This window comes from Luteimonas terricola, assembly GCF_004352845.1.
Taxonomy (GTDB): domain Bacteria; phylum Pseudomonadota; class Gammaproteobacteria; order Xanthomonadales; family Xanthomonadaceae; genus Luteimonas; species Luteimonas terricola.
The window spans coordinates 60,441-78,851 of record NZ_SJRX01000003.1; the positions used below are offsets into that span (position 1 = coordinate 60,441).

The 18,411-nt window shown below is 61.7% G+C and carries 11 protein-coding genes; 10 read left to right on the top strand and 1 reads right to left on the bottom strand.

The window, feature by feature from the left end; translation table 11 throughout:
- The first annotated feature begins 150 nt into the window (after positions 1 to 150).
- The 3 genes from E2169_RS07805 to E2169_RS07815 are packed head-to-tail and all read left to right on the top strand — an operon-like array spanning position 151 to position 3,452.
- The gene (locus E2169_RS07805) at positions 151 to 1,185 is read left to right on the top strand and encodes an alpha/beta hydrolase (RefSeq protein ID WP_165942388.1); all 1,035 of its coding nucleotides are present in this window, start codon (positions 151 to 153) and stop codon (positions 1,183 to 1,185) included.
- Between the two features lie 12 nt (positions 1,186 to 1,197).
- A complete protein-coding gene (locus tag E2169_RS07810; protein WP_132986076.1) occupies positions 1,198 to 2,328 on the top strand; it encodes an MBL fold metallo-hydrolase in 1,131 nt (376 codons plus the stop codon).
- Entirely contained in the window at positions 2,307 to 3,452 is a 1,146-nt protein-coding gene (locus tag E2169_RS07815) for an MFS transporter (RefSeq protein ID WP_308422581.1), read from the top strand. Before E2169_RS07810 ends, E2169_RS07815 begins: the two co-directional genes overlap by 22 nt.
- A 2,018-nt stretch (positions 3,453 to 5,470) precedes the next feature.
- Here E2169_RS07815 and E2169_RS07825 read toward each other — a convergent pair.
- Positions 5,471 to 6,427: a DNA-binding protein gene (locus E2169_RS07825; RefSeq protein WP_132986077.1), complete on the bottom strand. Its 957-nt coding sequence runs from the start codon at positions 6,425 to 6,427 to the stop codon at positions 5,471 to 5,473.
- A gap of 104 nt (positions 6,428 to 6,531) precedes the next feature.
- On the opposite strand from E2169_RS07825, the gene E2169_RS07830 reads away from it, so the two are divergent.
- The 7 genes from E2169_RS07830 (at position 6,532) to E2169_RS07860 (ending at position 18,182) form a co-directional block, all read left to right on the top strand.
- Positions 6,532 to 7,611: a site-specific integrase gene (locus E2169_RS07830; RefSeq protein ID WP_132986078.1), complete on the top strand. Its 1,080-nt coding sequence runs from the start codon at positions 6,532 to 6,534 to the stop codon at positions 7,609 to 7,611.
- 65 nt (positions 7,612 to 7,676) lie between these two features.
- Complete coding sequence (locus tag E2169_RS07835; protein ID WP_132986079.1) at positions 7,677 to 10,214, top strand: DEAD/DEAH box helicase family protein; 2,538 nt, start codon at positions 7,677 to 7,679, stop codon at positions 10,212 to 10,214.
- A gap of 7 nt (positions 10,215 to 10,221) precedes the next feature.
- Positions 10,222 to 12,744: an N-6 DNA methylase gene (locus tag E2169_RS07840; RefSeq protein ID WP_132986080.1), complete on the top strand. Its 2,523-nt coding sequence runs from the start codon at positions 10,222 to 10,224 to the stop codon at positions 12,742 to 12,744.
- Positions 12,745 to 12,746: 2 nt separating this feature from the next.
- Positions 12,747 to 13,793 carry a restriction endonuclease gene (locus E2169_RS07845; protein ID WP_132986081.1) on the top strand — a complete coding sequence of 349 codons (1,047 nt, stop codon included), beginning with the start codon at positions 12,747 to 12,749 and terminating at the stop codon, positions 13,791 to 13,793.
- Position 13,794: 1 nt separating this feature from the next.
- Entirely contained in the window at positions 13,795 to 14,520 is a 726-nt protein-coding gene (locus tag E2169_RS07850; RefSeq protein WP_132986082.1) for a hypothetical protein, read from the top strand.
- Positions 14,521 to 14,760: 240 nt separating this feature from the next.
- The gene (locus tag E2169_RS07855) at positions 14,761 to 16,608 is read left to right on the top strand and encodes a restriction endonuclease (protein WP_132986083.1); all 1,848 of its coding nucleotides are present in this window, start codon (positions 14,761 to 14,763) and stop codon (positions 16,606 to 16,608) included.
- Positions 16,605 to 18,182, top strand: a complete 1,578-nt coding sequence (locus E2169_RS07860) for a hypothetical protein (protein ID WP_132986084.1) — start codon at positions 16,605 to 16,607, stop codon at positions 18,180 to 18,182. Before E2169_RS07855 ends, E2169_RS07860 begins: the two co-directional genes overlap by 4 nt.
- Positions 18,183 to 18,411: the final 229 nt, after the last annotated feature.

Consider the following 18,411-nt stretch of genomic DNA (forward strand, 5'->3'; position numbering starts at 1 on the left):
TGATGAGCAAGGATCATAAGTCAAATGAGGTCCAAGTGACTAATCATTGCAGTCTGGATGGCACAGACTTCCCGCCAGACAGGGACTTGGGCCAGTCGCGGGACTCGCTCTGCTCTGGCCGTCATCGCCCCGAGGAGAACACCCATGAAGCTGAAGAAACTCACCCTGGCGCTGGCGCTTCTCGCCAGCCCGTTCATCGCAACGGGAGCCGACATGTCCGCCGGTGCAGACAACTTCTACAGAAGCGAAACCGTCACTCTGGACAAGGTGTCCTTCGACACCCGGTACGGGATCAAGGTGGCGGGAAACCTGTTCATTCCCGAAGGCATGGACCGCAGCACCGCCCAGCCGGCAATCATCGTCGGCCACCCGATGGGCGCGGTGAAGGAGCAGTCCTCCAACCTCTACGCCCAGAAGCTCGCCGAGCAGGGCTTCGTGACCCTGGCCATCGACCTGCCGTTCTGGGGCGAGAGCGGGGGCGATGCGCGCAACGCCGTGTTGCCGGACCTGTATGCCGAAGCGTTCAGCGCGGCAGTGGATTTCATGGGCACGCGGCCATTCGTCGATCGCGAGCGCATCGGCGTGCTCGGCATCTGCGGCAGCGGCAGCTTCGTCATCAGCGCGGCCAAGCTCGATCCGCGCATGCGCGCCATCGCGACGGTCAGCATGTACGACATGGGCGGCGCCAATCGCAACGCGCTCAACCACTCGCAGACGCTCGAGCAGCGCAAGGCGATCATCGCCGAGGCGGCCGAGCAGCGTTACGTCGAGTTCCTGGGCGGCGAGACCCGTTACACCAGCGGCACGGTCCATGAGCTGGCGGCGGACACCCATCCCATCCAGCGCGAGTTCTACGACTTCTACCGCACTGCGCGTGGCGAGTACACGCCGCAAGACACCAGGGCGGCGCTGACGACGCACCCGACGCTGAGCAGCAACGTCAAGTTCATGAATTTCTACCCGTTCAACGACATCGAGACGATCTCGCCGCGGCCGATGCTGTTCATCACCGGCGACCAGGCGCATTCGAAGGAGTTCAGCGAAGAGGCCTTCAAGCTTGCCGGTCAGCCCAAGGAGTTGTACTGGGTGCCTGGCGCCGGCCACGTCGATCTCTACGACCGCACCGACCTCATTCCCTTCGACAAGCTCGCTACGTTCTTCGCCGAACACCTGGCCGCGAACTGAGCTGCGCAACGCATGAAGATCACTTGGTTCCGCTCATTGATGGTGTTGGCCGGCATCGGTGCCATAGCCGCGATCGTCGTCGTTTTCGTGCTGCTCTACCTGCGCAAGCCGGTGTTCGGGCGGATGCCGCAGGGCGAGCGGCTCAGCCTCATCGAGCGGTCTCCCAACAATTTCGACGGCGCGTTCCAGAACCTGGTCGACACGCCGTTCCTGACCGCGGGCGCCACCCAGCTGTCGATCCAGATCGACAACCTGATGGCCGAGAAGGGCAGTCCTCGGCCGCCGCATGCCATACCCGCGCAGAAGACCGACCTGAAGTCGCTGGACGTCAACGAGGATCTGGCGCTGTGGCTGGGCCACTCCTCCTGGTACGTGCAGCTGGCGGGCCAGCGCATCCTGATCGACCCGGTGTTCAGCGCCAACGCGGCACCGCTGCCGGGCTTCATCGAGGCGTTCACCGGCACCAGCATCTACTCGGCGGACGACCTGCCGCGGATCGATGTCCTGCTGATCACGCACGACCATTTCGACCACCTGGACTATCCGACGATCCTGGCGATCGAGCCCTTGATCGATCGCGTGGTCACCGGGCTCGGCGTCGGCGCGCATTTCGCGTCCTGGGGCTACGACGCCGCGCGGATCGATGAGCTCGACTGGAACGACACGCTCGCGCTCACGGAAGACCTGACGCTTCATGCCACGCCTGCGCGCCACTACTCCGGTCGCACGTTCAGCCGCAACAAGTCGCTGTGGGTCGGCTTCGCCATGCAGACGCCGCAGCGGCGGATCTTTTTCAGTGGCGACTCCGGTTATGGCGACCATTTCGCCGCGATCGGGGAACGTCACGGACCATTCGACTGGGTGGCGCTCGACACCGGCCAGTACGACCCGCGCTGGGCGAACCTGCACATGAATCCGGAACAGGCGGCCCAGGCCGCGGTGGATCTCGGGGCGAGGGCGCTGACGCCGCAGCACGTGGGCCGTTTCACGCTCGCGCCACACGACTGGAACGACCCGTTCGAACGTCTTGTCGAAGCCAGCAAGGGGCGCGACTACGCCCTGTGGACGCCGACGATCGGCCAGCCGGTGCACTTCGACAACCGCTTGCAGGTGTTTGAACCGTGGTGGACGTCCGCGCCATGACATCCGCGAATCCTGGCGGCGCGGCGCAACCCGCGTACTGGAGCGGCGTCTTCGCGATGACGATGTGCGTGTTCGCGCTCATCGCCTCGGAGTTCATGCCGGTCAGCCTGCTGACGCCGATCGCCACCGGTCTCGGGGTCAGTGAGGGCAGGGCGGGCTACGGGATCGCCATCTCCGGCGCCTTTGCGGTGCTGACCAGCCTGTCCATCTCGACGCTCGCCGGCACGATGAACCGCAAGACCCTGCTGCTGGGGATGACCGGGCTGATGTGTGTGTCGGGCCTCGTCGTCGGCCTGGCGCCCGACTATCCGACCTACATGATCGGCCGTGCGCTGATCGGTGTGGTGGTGGGCGGATTCTGGTCCCTGTCGGCGGCGGTGGCGATGCGGCTGGTGCCGATCGACAAGGTGCCCAGGGCGCTGGCCATCTTCAATGGCGGCAACGCGCTGGCGGTGGTGGTGGCCGCACCACTTGGCAGTTATCTCGGCGGCATCATCGGTTGGCGCGGTGCGTTCCTGTGCCTGGTGCCGGTCGCGCTGATCGCCCTTGTCTGGCAGTGGATCAGCCTGCCGTCGATGCCGCCCGGCCCGCGCAGCGCGGGTTCCGGCAACGTCTTCCGCCTGTTCAAGCGCCGCGTGGTGACCCTCGGCATGCTGGCGGTCGGCGCCTTCTTCATGGGGCAGTTCGTGCTGTTCACCTACGTGCGGCCGTTTCTCGAGTTGGTGACGCTGGTGGACGTGGCCACGCTGTCCTTCATCCTGCTGATCATCGGCGTCGCGGGCCTCCTCGGCACCGCGATCATCGGCACGCTCCTGAGGATGGATTTCCATCGCACGCTGATCGTGATTCCGCTGCTGATGGCGGTGATCGCCGTGGCGCTGGTCGCGTTCGGAGGCTGGCTCGCCGGCGTGGTGGTCCTGTTCGGCCTCTGGGGCCTGCTGTTCCTGTTCTCGTCCCCGGGTTTCCAGGCGATGTCCGCACAGCTCCGGCCGAAGACATCGAACTCGGCTATCGCACCGGCTCGCTGGCACTGGCCGACGTGCTGGAAGCCATGCGGAATGCCGGCACCCACCACGCGCTTCTCAACCTCGTGCCGAACGGCATGGACAGCCCGACCTGCCTGATTGCGCTCGCCCAGACCTAGCAGGCCCCGTTCTGCGTCCAGTTGCTGCCATCGACGCGGAATCGGGTTCCGTCGATGCAGTGCTCATCGCTGGCCAAAGGCTGCTCGTGCACGGAACCGCGCTGGCGGCGTTGTGCGGGCGCAGCGGGTGTCGGGGCAGGGTAGGCGCCAGGGCCGGCTACGGGCCTGCCATCCGGCGTCTGGTAGATCACGCGCTCTGTTTGTCGCGGCTCGGGTGCCGACGCTGCGGCTTCCGCTCTGACAACCCGTACGTTGTAGAACCATGCGGCATTGGTCAGCGCAAGGATCCCCAGCAGCACGAGGGCCAGAGCCTGCCACGCGCCGGCTGAGAATCCCCACGGTTGGATCTCTCGGTGTCGATTCATGGTGTCCCCCTGGTACGGGAGGGACCATATCAGTCCGGATGGCGGCCGGCCGGGTCTTGCTTCATGGCTGGAGGATCTCCGGCGCTGGCTTTCGAAGCCTGTCTCGCCAGCTGTGAAAAACCCTGCGCAACACGATGGGGATCTGAGAGCCTTGAGCGCCCGTAATTTACATAATGTGCATTATGCGAAGTGGCGGATGGGGTGGAACAGTGCGATCCCCGCGGCAATCCGCCAGCTGCTGCGCCGGCTGGCACGGTGGACCGCCCCACTGCAAGGACGCCGCAATGCCTGCATGCTTCCACTGTAGTCGCGAGAGCGACGCCGCCCACCATGATCGCGTGGTCTACAACAAGACCGACCTGCACGGACCATGGCGAGGCTGGCGCATGTGGGCACCGCACTCTTTGGTGTACCGCGTGAACACTTTCGGTGTACATCCGACGCACTCACGCCTGTACATCCAAATTTCTACCGTACAAAGGCTTGTGCACTCTTGCGACTTCCGTAGATTTCGGTGTGCACCGATCCCGCTGTCTGCCGCGGACAACTTTGAGCCTCCTGCGCGGAAAGTCTGCGCCGTTTCGGCAGGCCACTTTGGGCCGAATCCGATATGCGAGGACAACCCTGTACCAGTTTCGTCGTCGGCGCGGAGAGCCCTATGCCGGTTCGCGCCTGCCTCGGCGACCTGTCTGGATGTCTAAGGTTGCGACCTTCGGCGCGCCCGCTGCCGCTCAACTAGCGATTCATTGATGTCTCACCCTAGGCCAGTCCCGCGCCGATGGCTTGTATGGCGTCCTTATCTCCCGGACCATAATTGGCTGCCACCCCAATGAGGGATGCGCCGATAACTGATTGAATCCATGGAATTAGCTGAGTCCGGCTAAGATTAGCGAGCGATGGAAATCCTTGCTAATCCACTTGCACCGCGGGGCGGGTCCCGTAATCGGCTGCACCGTCGCGCGGGTTGTTACACCCAATACAGCGGCAACAGAACAACGCGCTGCTGTTGCCTTTGAGTTCGTATATGGAGGTTCCAGCACGCACTCACTCCTTGAGGCCTCCGCTGCGCGCCGCGATGAACTCTCATGTCTCTGGCCTACGGCAGGCCAGGTTGACCAGATGCTGTCGGATGCATGCGGCGCGTCAATTGGAACCGCAACGGAGCTTCGCCATTCGGGCAGACTTCTGGGCGTCTACATGACAGAACCGCATCACCACTACAGGTTCCCGAGCTGGCAGTGCTCACCGGACGGCCACCCGATCCCTCACGTCGCCGAGATTCTGAGCGTCCTGCGTGGGTTCGGCCCTTACCTCGATGAACAAGGTCGCACTACAGGCTGGGGCGAAACGGAATGGTTTTTGTCGGCACACGTGCTCCTGGACGACCAAGCGCCATGTGACATGCTCAGACACAATCCCCAAGCAGTCTTGGCCCCAGCGCAAGTCGAATACATCGAAAACGACAACACGGGCGGGACCTGACTAGTTCGAGAGACGTTAGCCATCTCGGATCGAAACGTCCTTCAGCTTTAGACCACCATTGCGGTCATCAGGCCGCTATTCGCACAGCGCTTCGAGGAGCTTGGGGATGCATCGCGTTACTGAGATGCATGGATGGGCCTGATGCATGAGCCTATTTGTTGTCGGCAGTGACTTTCGGGGGATTGCCTGACCTCCGAGCGGCCTTCTTGGTACCGGACTTGCGCGGTTTCAGGGGGGATGTGGAGCGGCGTAGGGTGGCCTCCAGAGCCGCGGGCAGATCCCGTAGCCTGGCCAACTGGTCCTCCAGCGCATCGGCCCGCGCCCGCTGGATCTCAGCCTGACGGGAGGCCTCGGCGGCTTTGGCGTTGCCCTGCTCCACCGCCCGGAGGTGCGACTTCTCCGACGATGCTCGCTCCTTCTTTAGGGCTGCGAGAAGACCCTTGAACTCCTTGCTCTCCTGCCGGGCGCGATCAACTTCGGCATGGGCACGATCCTCGATCGCCCGCACATGGTTGGTCAGCGTCTCACGCTCAGATTGGCCGGCGTCCTGGAGGTCCTGCAGCCGTCTCTCGGCCGCTTGCCGCGCGGATTCGGCGTCCGCTGCTCGGGCCAGCGTGGCGTCTCGCTGCTGAGCTAACTCGGTGAGCTGGCCTTCAAGCTGGATGGTAAGCCGCTTGAGCTCAGCTGCTTGGGCGGTAGCCACGCGTTCAGCGTGGGCAGCGGCCTCCACGTCGCTGCGCAGGGACGAGGCTTCGACAGCAAAAGCCTTGCGTTCGGCCTGGAGCGCGGCCTGTGCCTCCTGGAGGACTATGCGGTCTGCCGCCACGGCCTTGTGGGCGTTGTCACTGGCGCTCTCCAGCGCCAGCCGCCACAGATCCCCCGCGAGCGCGGCCACGGCGTCTGGGGCTTCCGGCAACGAAAGACGGGCCTGCTGGGCGTGAAGCCGCTGGCCGAGCCCTTGCCACCAAGTCTCGAGCCAACGCGTCACGGTGTTTGGGGACCCGGTGCCAAGGTGTGTACGGATGCGCTCCACGGTCGGCCGTTCGCCGGCGGCGACGATCTCGTCTGCCGCGGTGTGGACGTCGGATTCGGTGATGCCACGTGCCATGGAACTGCCTCCTACGCGGGCGCCCTACTCTGTTGCTTCCGTACTCGCGATAAGTGATGATTATCGTTAGTAGAGACTCTATTTCATAGCATACATTACATAGTATGAAACGAAATAACACATTACCGACAACAGCAGAGACGGTCACCAGCCTGGTACTGCCAGAACAACTTGCCCAGCAAGCTGCCGATGCCGTGCGCGAACTACTCGCTGAAGCGGCCGCCGCTAACACGACGCGCAGTTACGCAACCGCTCTGCGCTATTGGGCGGGCTGGCATCAAGGCCGTTATGGGGTCGAATTGGCGCTGCCTGTCAGTGAGGCCGTGATGATCCAGTTCCTGGTCGACCACATCCAGCGCAAAGGCAAGACCGGGCTGGTTAGCGAATTGCCGCCAGCGCTGGACCAGGCTTTGGTGTCGGCTGGCCTCAAGGCCAAGGTCGGGCCGCTCAAGCTCTCGACCGTGGTCCAGCGGGTAGCCGTACTCTCGACCGCCCATAAGCTCAAGCGGCTGCCGAACCCCTGCGAACTGCCCACTGTCAGGACGCTTCTCAGCCGAGCTCGGCGTGCCTCGGTCAAACGCGGCGAGCGCCCCACCAAGAAGACAGCCATCACTCGGGCCGAGCTGGAAGCCATGCTGGCCACCTGTGATGACAGCCTGGAAGGCCTGCGTGACCGTGCCCTGCTCTGCTTTGGGTTCGCCAGCGGCGGACGACGGCGCAGCGAGATTGCAGCAGCCGACATGCGAGACCTGCGCAAGGTGGGCGACGACGGCTACATCTATCGTCTGGAGTACTCGAAGACTCAGCAGGCCGGGGTGAAGGCGGATTCGACACCGGACAAGCCGATCCTGGGGCGCAGTGCTGAGGCACTGGCCGCTTGGCTGGGCGCTGCGGGGATAGATGAGGGGGCGATCTTCCGACGTATCTGGAAGGGGCGGATCGGCCCTGCCCTCCTCCCGGGCTCGGTGGCCATGATCGTGAAGCGGCGCACTAAACTAGCGGGGTTGGAGGGGGATTTCGGGGCTCACAGTCTAAGATCGGGATTCGTTACCGAAGCTGGCAAGCAAGGGGTGCCGCTACCAGCGGTGATGGCAATGACCGAGCACCGCTCCGTGGCGAGCGTGATCGGGTACTTCCAGTCTGGGCAGGCCGAGGATAACCCAGCTGCACGGTTGCTCAGGTGAGCCCATTTGGGGGGGGGGGGAGCTATCAGAAGACTTAGCGGACCGTTGAGCCGGGAGAGACATGTTTGAACCAGAAAGAAGCCACCGCTCGCATCAAAATCAACAAGCTGCTTGAAGCAGCCGGTTGGCGCTTCTTCCCCGAAGGTACTTCGCCGGCGAACATCCGCCTCGAACCGTCGGTAGCAATCAAGCCCACAGACATCGAAGCCCTCGGCAGCAACTTCGAGAAGCTTGTGAGGGGCTTCGTGGATTTCCTCTTGCTCGATACCCGCGGCTTCCCCTTGATCGTTCTCGAGGCCAAAGCAGAGGACAAGGACCCACTCATCGGAAAGGAACAAGCCAGAAAGTACGCGCGCTCGCAGAACTGTCGATTCGTCATCCTGTCGAACGGAAACCTGCATTACTTCTGGGACCTCGACCGCGGCAGTCCCTACGTCATCACGACTTTCCCGACGCCAGAATCGGTCCAAGGGTATAAGGATGTCGCCCCCGACTCCCAAAGAGTCATCGACGAAAGGGTTGAGGCAGATTACATCGCCCTCACACAACGCCCCACCTACGCCACTGAGGCGGCATGGAAGAACGAGGCGGAGCGATCCGACTTCATCCGCGACAACAAGCTCCGATTCCTGCGTCCCTATCAGCTGAAGGCGCTGCATCAGTTGCAGGCGGCTGTGCGCGAGGGCAAAGACCGCTTCCTGTTCGAGATGGCGACAGGCACCGGCAAGACCTTGACCGCGGCGGCTGTGATCAAGCTGTTCCTGCGATCCCGCAATGCGCGACGTGTGCTCTTCCTGGTCGACCGTCTCGAATTGGAGGATCAGGCGAAGAAGGCCTTCGCCGCCTACCTGTCAGCCGACTTCCAGACCGTGGTCTACAAGGAGAACCGGGACGACTGGCGGCGCGCCGAGATTGTGGTGACGACGGTCCAGTCCCTCCAGTTCAACAACAAGTATCAGCGCCTCTTCTCACCGACCGACTTCGACCTGGTGATCTCCGACGAAGCCCATCGCTCGATCGGCGGCAACGCGCGGGCGGTGTTCGACTACTTCATCGGCTACAAGCTGGGTCTCACCGCCACCCCACGCGACTACTTGCGCCGATTCGATGCAACCAGGCCCACGACGCGCGACCCGCGCGAGTCCGAGCGGCGCTTGCTACTCGACACCTACCGCACCTTCGGCTGCGAAGGTGGCCAGCCCACCTTCCGCTATTCTCTGCTCGACGGCGTCAAGGACGGCTATCTGGTCAACCCGACGGTGGTCGATGCCCGCACCGACATCACCACGGCGTTGCTTTCCGAGGAAGGATTCATCGTGGCCTTCACCGACGACACCGGAGACGACCAACAGGAGACCTACAAGCAGCGCGAGTTCGAAAAGCGCTTCTTCTCGGAGGCCACCAATGCGCTGTTCTGCAAGACCTTCCTGGAGAATGCCCTACGAGACCCTGTCAGCGGCGAGATCGGCAAGTCCATCGTCTTCGCAGTCAGTCAGCAGCATGCCGCGAAGCTGGCCCAGCTCTTCAATCTGATGGCCGATCGGATGTTTCCAGGCAAGTACCAGTCCGATTTCGCCGTCCAGGTCACCTCGCAGATCCCTGATGCCCAGCAGTTCTCGATCAACTTCGCCAATAACAACCTACTCGGCTCCGGTAACTTCATCGCCGACTACAAGACCAGCAAGGCCCGCGTATGCGTGACCGTCGGCATGATGACCACGGGCTACGACTGCACCGACATCCTGAACCTCGGCCTGTTTCGACCGATCTTTTCCCCGACCGACTTTATCCAGATCAAAGGGCGCGGCACCCGCAAGCACGACTTTCGCGAGCAGTTGTTCGACGTGTCGCGGCGGGACGACCTCGCCGAGCCGCAGAAAACCGCCTTCAAGCTGTTCGACTTCTTCGCCAACTGCGAATACTTCGAGACCGAGTTCAACTACGACGAGGTGCTCAAGCTCCCCAAGCCTGCCTCAAACAAAGGCGAAGGACCCGTTCAACCTCCTCCTCCGCCGGGAGGTCAGTACGAGCACCTCGGCGCCGACATCCTGGCCTCGATCCGCGTCGAGGAGATCACGACCGAGGGGATGCGAATCGACCGCATGTTCTTCGAGCGCTTCGGAGAGACCGTGCGCGAGAACCCGGTGATCGCTGAGGCGGTCGAAGCTGGCCAATGGGACCGCGTCATCGATTACGTGAACCGTGAGGTCTTCGACAAGCCCGAGGAGTTCTACTCGCTCGACAAGCTGCGTAGAGCCGCAGCGGTGGATCGCCGTCTGACCTTGCGGGAGATCCTGGAGAAGATCTTCGGCCTCATCCCCCGCTTCAAGTCGCGCGACGAGCTGCTGGAGGAGGAGTTCGCCAAGTTCGTGTCTGATCGTAAGCCTGAGGAAGCTATCGAGATCTCCGCCATCAAGAGCTACTTCAAAGCCTACGCATCCAGTCCGCGCACCCGCGAGATCATCGACAGCCGGCACTACCAGGATCTTGCGACCAATCCCTTCTTCAACAGCCGCGACTTCAAGGCCGTGCCTGCACGCTACCGCCAACTCGTTCCCGACTACATCAAGGACTACCTGCCCTTGAACCAGTTCCTGCCCTGAGACCGACATGCTGGATACCGACACCAAGCGCCGCATCGATACCGCCCGCGACATCCTCGTGGGCAAGGTGCCTGACCCCAAGAGCCAGGTCGAGCAGATCACGATCGCGCTGATCTACAAGTTCATGGACGACATGGACGCCGAAGCCGAGGAGTTTGGCGGCCGGCGGAAGTTCTTTGCCGGCGACTACGCGCGCTACGGCTGGGCCAAGCTGATGCGCTCGGGTTTGGGTGGCCACGAGACGCTGAACCTGTACGCCGAGGCCATCGGCAAGATGCCGGAGAACCCAGGAATCCCGGCGCTGTTCCGCGACATCTTCAAGAATGCCTACCTGCCCTACCGTGATCCGGAGACGCTGCGAGCCTTCCTGAAGATCATCGACGAGTTCGAGTACGACCATTCCGAACGGTTGGGCGATGCCTTTGAGTACCTGCTTTCCGTGCTCGGCAGCCAGGGCGATGCCGGTCAGTTCCGTACCCCGCGCCACATCATCGACTTCGTGGTCGCGATCCTAGGCCCGAAGAAGACCGAGACGGTGCTCGACCCCGCCTGCGGCACCGCGGGCTTCCTGATCTCATCGTTCAAGCACATCCTCAAGGCCAACGTCGATGCAGACGGCAACAGCACGTTGACCCCGGACGAGAGCGGGCGCCTCGCAGCCAACTTCAAGGGCTATGACATCTCGCCGGACATGGTGCGGCTGTCGCTGGTGAACCTGTACCTTCACGGCTTCACCGACCCCCACATCTTCGAGTACGACACTCTCACCAGCCAGGACCGCTGGAACGAGTACGCCGACGTCATCCTCGCCAATCCGCCCTTCATGTCGCCGAAGGGCGGCATCAAGCCGCACAACCGCTTCGGCGTGCAGAGCAAACGCAGCGAGGTGCTGTTCGTCGACTACATCGCCGAACACCTCACTCCCAACGGGCGAGCCGGCATCATCGTGCCCGAGGGCATCATCTTCCAGAGTCAGACGGCCTACCGGCAACTGCGCAGGATGTTGGTCGAGGACTATCTCGTGGCCGTGGTGTCGCTGCCAGCGGGCGTGTTCAATCCCTACTCCGGCGTCAAGACCTCGATCCTGATCCTCGACAAGGCGCTGGCGAAGCAGTCACACAGCGTTGCATTCTTCAAGATTGAGAACGATGGATTCGGATTGGGTTCCCAGCGCCGTCCGATTCAGAAGGACGACCTGCCCCAAGCGCAAGCCGAGATCACCGAATTTCTGCGGCGGCTGCGCGCACGGGAGTCGGTGGAGGAGCTTCAACCGACGCTGGGAATGGTGGTGCCGAAAGCAAGGATCGCGGAAAATGAGGACTACAACCTCAGTGGGGAGCGGTATCGGGCCAGTGCGGCGAGTAACCATACGTTCCCGCTCGTGTCTCTAGGTGACACCAGCCTGTTTCGGGTCGAGAGCGGCGGCACTCCGAAGTCAGACATCGAGGAGTATTGGGGTGGCGGGATTCCGTGGGCGACGCTTGTGGACCTGCCTTCATCCGATTTCATTACCCAGATCACATCGACGCAGCGAACGATTTCCGACAGGGGACTTCGTGAGTCTTCGGCCAAGCTGCTACCGACCAACTCCGTCATCGTCTCGACCCGCGCAACCATCGGTCGCATTGCGATCAACCGTGTGCCGATGGCGACGAACCAAGGCTTCAAGAGCGTTGTGATCGAGGACGAACAGCGCGCGGTCGCCGAGTACGTCGCGTTGGCGCTCACCAAGCTGGTGCCAACCATGCAGTCATGGGCAACTGGAGGGACTTTCGCTGAGCTCTCGAAGTCCAAGTTCTGCGAGCTTGAGATTCCCCTACCGCCACTGGAAGTGCAGAAGGAAATCGTGGCGGAGATCGATGGCTACCGGAAGGTCATCGACGGTGCCCGTGCCATCCTCGACAACTACCGCCCCCGCATCCCCATCCAACCGGAATGGCCGACGGTGGAGATCGGCGAGGTATGCACGCTTCTGAATGGTCGCGCCTTTAAACCCTCAGACTGGGAGAAGGCGGAGAGCGGCGGGTTGCCGATCGTGAGGATTCAGAACCTCAACAATCCTACCGCTGAGTTCAACTACTTCACGGGCGAAGTGTCCCCTCGACATATCGTCGAGCCTGGAGAACTCCTGTTCTCCTGGTCAGGGTCGCGCGGAACCTCCTTCGGTGCCCATGTCTGGCCCGGACCAAGGGCGGTTCTCAACCAGCACATATTCAAGGTCGAGTTTCCGCCAGACCGCGCCAACAGGACCTTCCTGCTTCATGCCCTGAACGGCGCCGTTGCGGAGGTAGAGGAAAACCTCCATGGCGGAGTCGGCCTTGTGCACATAACGAAGGGCAACCTTGAGCGGATCAAGATTCCACTCCCTGTGCTGCCGGAACAGAACGCCGTCGCCGCCGAGATGGAAGCCGAGCATGCCCTTGTCGCCGCCAACCGCAAGTTGGTCGCCCGCTTCGAGAAGAAGATTCACGCCACCCTCGCCCACATCTGGGGCGGGGCGCCCATCACACTCGCCAATCAGGAGGCATAGTCATGGCAGTCTGGTTGGTTCGCGCTGGGGGGCATGGGGAGTTCCAGGACAAGTTCATCAGCGAAGGACGCGTTTACGTGACCTGGGATGGCCTGGACGTCGATCTCTCCAGGCTGCGTGGCCGCGATGCATTGATCGCTGCGATGGAAGAGCGCTACCCCGGCAGCAAGCCCAAGAGTCTGCTCAACCAAGCCAGTCAGATCTGGCCCTTCGCGCACGAGATGAAGAAGGGCGACTGGATCGTGCTGCCGCTGAAGCACCAGCGCGCCATACAGATTGGTGAACTGACCGGAGACTACGCCTTCGAGCCTGACGGCCCTGATCCGTTCTTCCACTGGCGCCCGGTGAAGTGGATCGGCGAAGCCATTCCGCGCAGCCACTTCGGCAAGGACCTGCTCAACACGTTCGGCGCCTTTATGACCATCTGCCGCGTTCAGAAGAACGATGCCGAAGCGCGGTTGAAGGCAATGCGCAAAAACAGCTGGAAGCCGGAATCCGGCACCCAGGCCGTGGCTGCCCTCACCCCATTACCCGACAGTGTTGAGCCGGACGCAGGAGCCGAAGTCGACCTGGAAGAGCGCGCACGCGACGGCATCGTTCGCTTGATCCTCAGCCGCTTCAAGGGCGAAGGACTGGAGCGCCTGGTGGAGGGCATCTTGCGCGCGCAGGGTTACACCACGTGGCGAAGCGGCGGCAGCAGCGATGGCGGCGCAGACATCCTCGCCGGTGCCGGGCCACTCGGCTTCGGCTCGCCACGGTTGGTGGTGGAGGTCAAGTCTGGCGACAGTCCCATCGACCGACCCACGGTCGACAAGCTGCTCGGTTCGGTGACCAAGTTCGGTGCCAACGAAGGGCTGTTCGTCTCCTGGAGCGGCTTCAAGAACAACGTACAGAAGGAGTTGGCGAGCAGCTTCTTCCGCGTCCGGATGTGGTCCCAGACCGAATTACTCGATGCCCTCTACGAAGTCTACGATCGCCTCGATCCGGACCTTCGTGCGGAACTCCCGCTGAAGCGGATCTGGGCCGTAGCGCTACCGGACGAGGAATGACATGGAAGAGGCCGCCGAACTCGCGGACTACCTCCCGCTCTCCTTCAGGAGCCCGCAGGAGCAGGAGTACGTCGCCTTCCTCTGGGACGCCTTCCAGACGAACTATACGCACGGCAAATACCAGTTCGCCTTCCTCGCCTACCACATGCTGGCGATGAGCTTCGTGTACTTCAACATCTGGCAGATCAAGAACGCCGAGCCCGTCGACTTCGCGAAGGGCCTGATCGGCTTTGGCAAGGATGTCGAGAAGAACATGATGGAGGCCACATCGCCCTTCACCTTCAGCAAGGTCAATGAGCGCACCATCCTACGCTTTCTCAAGCTGATCGCCTGCGACAACGGCAAGATCGGAACTTACAGCAAGCTGGTGGACGATCGCAACGAAACGGCACATCCGAACGGCAACATCTTTTTCAGTACGCAGGCTTCTCTCGATGCCAAGATCAGGGAGATCTTGCGAGTAGTGAGCGAGATACAAGACCACTCAACGCCGATCATCGAGCGATGCTACAAGGATTTCTTGGCTAGCAACGCGGATCCAGAGGAGCGCGAGTATCCAGAGCCAGCAGATCAGATACGAGAGGTCTTGGTTCACGCCAACTACATGGCGCAGAAAGACATGGAGATCTGCATGCGAACTGACATCAGTATGCTCATCGAAGGCTCTCATGCGGAACAGATTTCCGCCATGCACGAGGATGTGATTGCAATCTACGGACATGACTGAAGGCCGAGTTCTAGCTACCCGAACGGCAGGACGTCGACAATCCAAGTTACGCAGGGATGGAAGCCAACCCTACCCCTGATATATCCATCTAATCCTTACCCCAAAGTCCGCTTCCAGCCAGAAGTGGGCATTCTCAATGCCGACTTGGCCGCCCCTAACCTGTTCGCTGACGCTCGCTTGAACTTGATAGGACTGGCCTATAGCCTGTGAAGACATGCGACGAGAAGGGATACTCCGCCTGTGTCTGCTGATGCCATCACCTATTGTCTAGAGCAGCTCTCGGACTACAGGCAGTTCGAGCGGCTGTGCTCCGCACTGCTCGCCAGCGCAGGCTATTCAACAATCGATCCCTTGGGCGGTACCGGAGACGAAGGACGCGACGCAATCATCCGTACCGACTCCGCGGGACGCACAATTTGTTTTGCATACACCGTGCGCACCGACTGGCGTATCAAGCTGCGCAGTGACTGCAAACGCGTCAGAGAAGTAGAACATAAGCCTGATGTCTTCGTGTTTGCCTGCACTGAAGCCATCGCCGCTAGAGACAAGGACGCGGCAGTGAAGATGGTTAAGGACGATTTCGGCTGGAGACTCGACCTGTTCGATCTTGAGCGACTTCGCGTCCAGCTTTCCGGGCCACAGCGTCATCTACTCGCGCAGCACCCGTCCATCTTCGTGCCGCCGTTCTTCCCGCAGCGAGGCGGCGAATCGATCGCTGACAGCCACGATACGATCCTCATCGATCACGTCACTTCCGACCATGCGATCGCCGCATGGCTTTCCAGGCGACTATCCCTGTCAGGCTTTCGCACCTGGTGTAGAGGCACGGCACCATTGGCCGGCGAAGACGCAGACGAGACGGTGAGGACGTTGATTGCACACCGGGCCAATCGTTACCTGCCGATCCTCTCAAGCGCGAGCCTGGCCGACCCCCTGTTTCTTGAACGCTGCGCGATCGCGACCGCGCGCAACCGAGACCTCGTGATTCCCTGCAAGGGGATCATTTCGGAGGATTGGACCTTGCCCTCGCGCCTGACCAAGCTGGTCGCGGCCGACTTCTCCTCGTCATGGCGTGAGGGTCTGAACGCGGTGCTCGACGCCTTGTCCTCGTCCGGCATCCGACCTTCGCTCGCTGCTGAGCGCGGCGCGCAGATCGCGTTGCGCGACTTCCTGCCATCGCAGGTGACCATCGCCAAACCCGAACCGGTCTTCGCCAATGTCTTCGCCATGACCGTGCCCACCAGCATGCTCGACATCAGGGTGCCGTATGCGCTGACCATGGCCGAGCGCTACGAGTTGTCAAGGAAGTGGGCGTTCTACGTCGCCAACGAACGCACGCTGATCGCCTTCGACCTCCCTCCTTCCGGCTCATGTCTCGGCGACGTGAGCGGCCGCTATTCGGAGTTCTCCTGGCGTGATGCCGAGCACACACACGGACATCTCACAATCAACGTCGCCAAATTCCTGTTGCGTCGCAGCCTGGATGTCGCCTGTGAAGCCAAAGGGCTGGTGTTCTGTCACGACCGCAAGGGATATCACTTCACCCGCGATGGCGAGCAAGAGTTGGCGCAGGCCATCACCCATGTTGACGGGCAGAAGACTACCGTCCAACTCACCGGAAAACGCACTAAAGGCTACGGTGAGCGCGCCTCGGAGTTCCGCTATCAGCTCGGCCCCCGATTCCGTTGCGACCAGGATAAGCAGGGACAATGGACCGCTGTCATCAGGCTTTACGTCAGGGTCACCACACTCGAAGGCGCGATGTTCGAGGGCAAGGAGATCAACCGACGCAGAAAAGTGGTGACCAAATCCTGGTGGAACAAGCAATGGCTTGCCCGTCTACTCGGCGTCGTGCAAGGACTTGAGACCCATCCGGGCAAGGTGACGGTCGGCAATGGCCACAGAGCCGTGACAATGACCACGGCGCCCATGCGATGGGAGTGTCCGGTCGGTCTGGATGTGTCTGCATTAACCGATGCATCGGAGATCGGGCAGGAGATGGCGCTGTATCGCGCGCACCAGGATGACGGAGACGATACAGGCGATGCCGGCATGCCTACCCCCACCGCCATATTGACGACACCATGACCGACACCTTTCATTATCTCGGCGAGCCGGCGCTCCTATTCGGAAATGGCCAGACCGCTGAAGATCCTCATGATGGACTGGCCTTGTTCGGGCCGGCCGAACCTTGCTCGCAACTGCCCCAACACGTTGTCGTGGGCACACCAGAGGGGCTGGCGCTGTGGAAGAGCTGGTGCGACGACCTCAACAGCCCAGCCGCTTGCATCGACGAGAACCGGCATCGTGCCTGGCCGCCCTACCCTAGTTTCGATGTCGCCTTCGGAACGCGCTGGCCATCGCCGATCCGCAACTATGAGGTAGATGCTCAGACGCTGTCTGAAGCCTCGCGCAAGAGCGACAAGCACGAGCGTGCCTATGCAGTCACCGGACTGTTCATGCAGGCGATCGAGCGCACCGCCAAACTCGATGCCAAACCCGCGCTGGCGATCTGCATCGTTCCCGACGAGGTGTATGAGAATTGTCATCCCCATTCGAGCGTGGCGTTGGACGAACGCAGTGACACTCAACGCACGCGGAAGGAAAAGAGGTTTCTTGACCAAGCGCTATGCGACCGCAAGCGCGGCCAGACCAGGATGTTCGATGATGCTGACGACAATGTAGCAGCCGCGATCAGCAACATTGACGCCTATGAGCAGGCGCTTGGGCTGTCACCGGACTTCCGGCGCCAGCTCAAGGCTCGAATGATGGCGCACGATCTGCCGGTACAAATCATTCGGGAGGCGACGCTTCGCGTAAGCGCGCAGGTGCGTAATGGCGAGAAAGGCACCAATCCGCTCTCCGACCGCCTTTGGAATTTCAGCACCGCGCTGTACTACAAGTGTGGCGCCAAGCCTTGGAAAACGCCTTGGGCACGCGAGGGCGTGTGTTACGTCGGGCTCGCATACAAGATCACCCAAGACGGACGCCAGGCCTGTTGCGCCGCCCAGTTGTTCCTCGACAGCGGCGATGGCGTAGTGTTCGTCGGCGAATTCGGTCCTTGGTACTCCAAGGAGCGCGGCGAATTCCACTTGCCGCCTGAGAAGGCCGAAGCGCTGCTGCGCGGCACGATCGCCACTTACACCCAGGAACACGGACTACCGCTCAAGGAAATCTTCCTGCATGCTCATTCAGGGATCGATGCCGACGAGTATCAAGGATTCCTCAATGCCTGTCCGCCGGGGGTTAAGCTCACCGCGATCCGCGTGAGGCAGGATTCGCAGGGACTGCGCTTGTATCGTTATGACGCGCATCCCGATGCCACCAAGCGCGGCCAGCAACCAGTCCAGCGCGGCGTCTTCTGGCAACGCTCTGCGAACCATGGCTTGCTATTCACCAACGGCTTTAAGGCCAGGATTGCGACCTACGATGGGTTCGAGGTTCCGGTGCCCCTGGAGATCACGCTGCAGCATGGCGAGGGCGACATTCTGGAGATCGCCAAGGATATCCTTGGCCTGACCAAGCTCAACTACAACGCCTGCCAGTTGGGTGAGGGTCGGCCGATCACCATCAAGTATTCCGATCGGGTGGGCGAGATCCTATTGGCAAACCGCGGGGTCAGTCCCGACAAGTGGAAGCCGAATTTTAAGTACTACATCTAACACGCAGTTCGGGCAGAGCTTTAATCAAAGCCCTGCCGCGGAGGATCTCATGGACAACTTCGCAGGATGCCTGAACGTTCAAGTGGGTCCGCCTTGGGTCGGAAGCTACCCTCTCCTACCCCCGATAAACATCCCTAATCGGTCCCCTTTGCCCAACCGCGGTTGCGGGCACGACGCGTCGGATCGCAGGCATACTCGGCGCGAGTCTGCTGTATGCGACGAAGTCTCT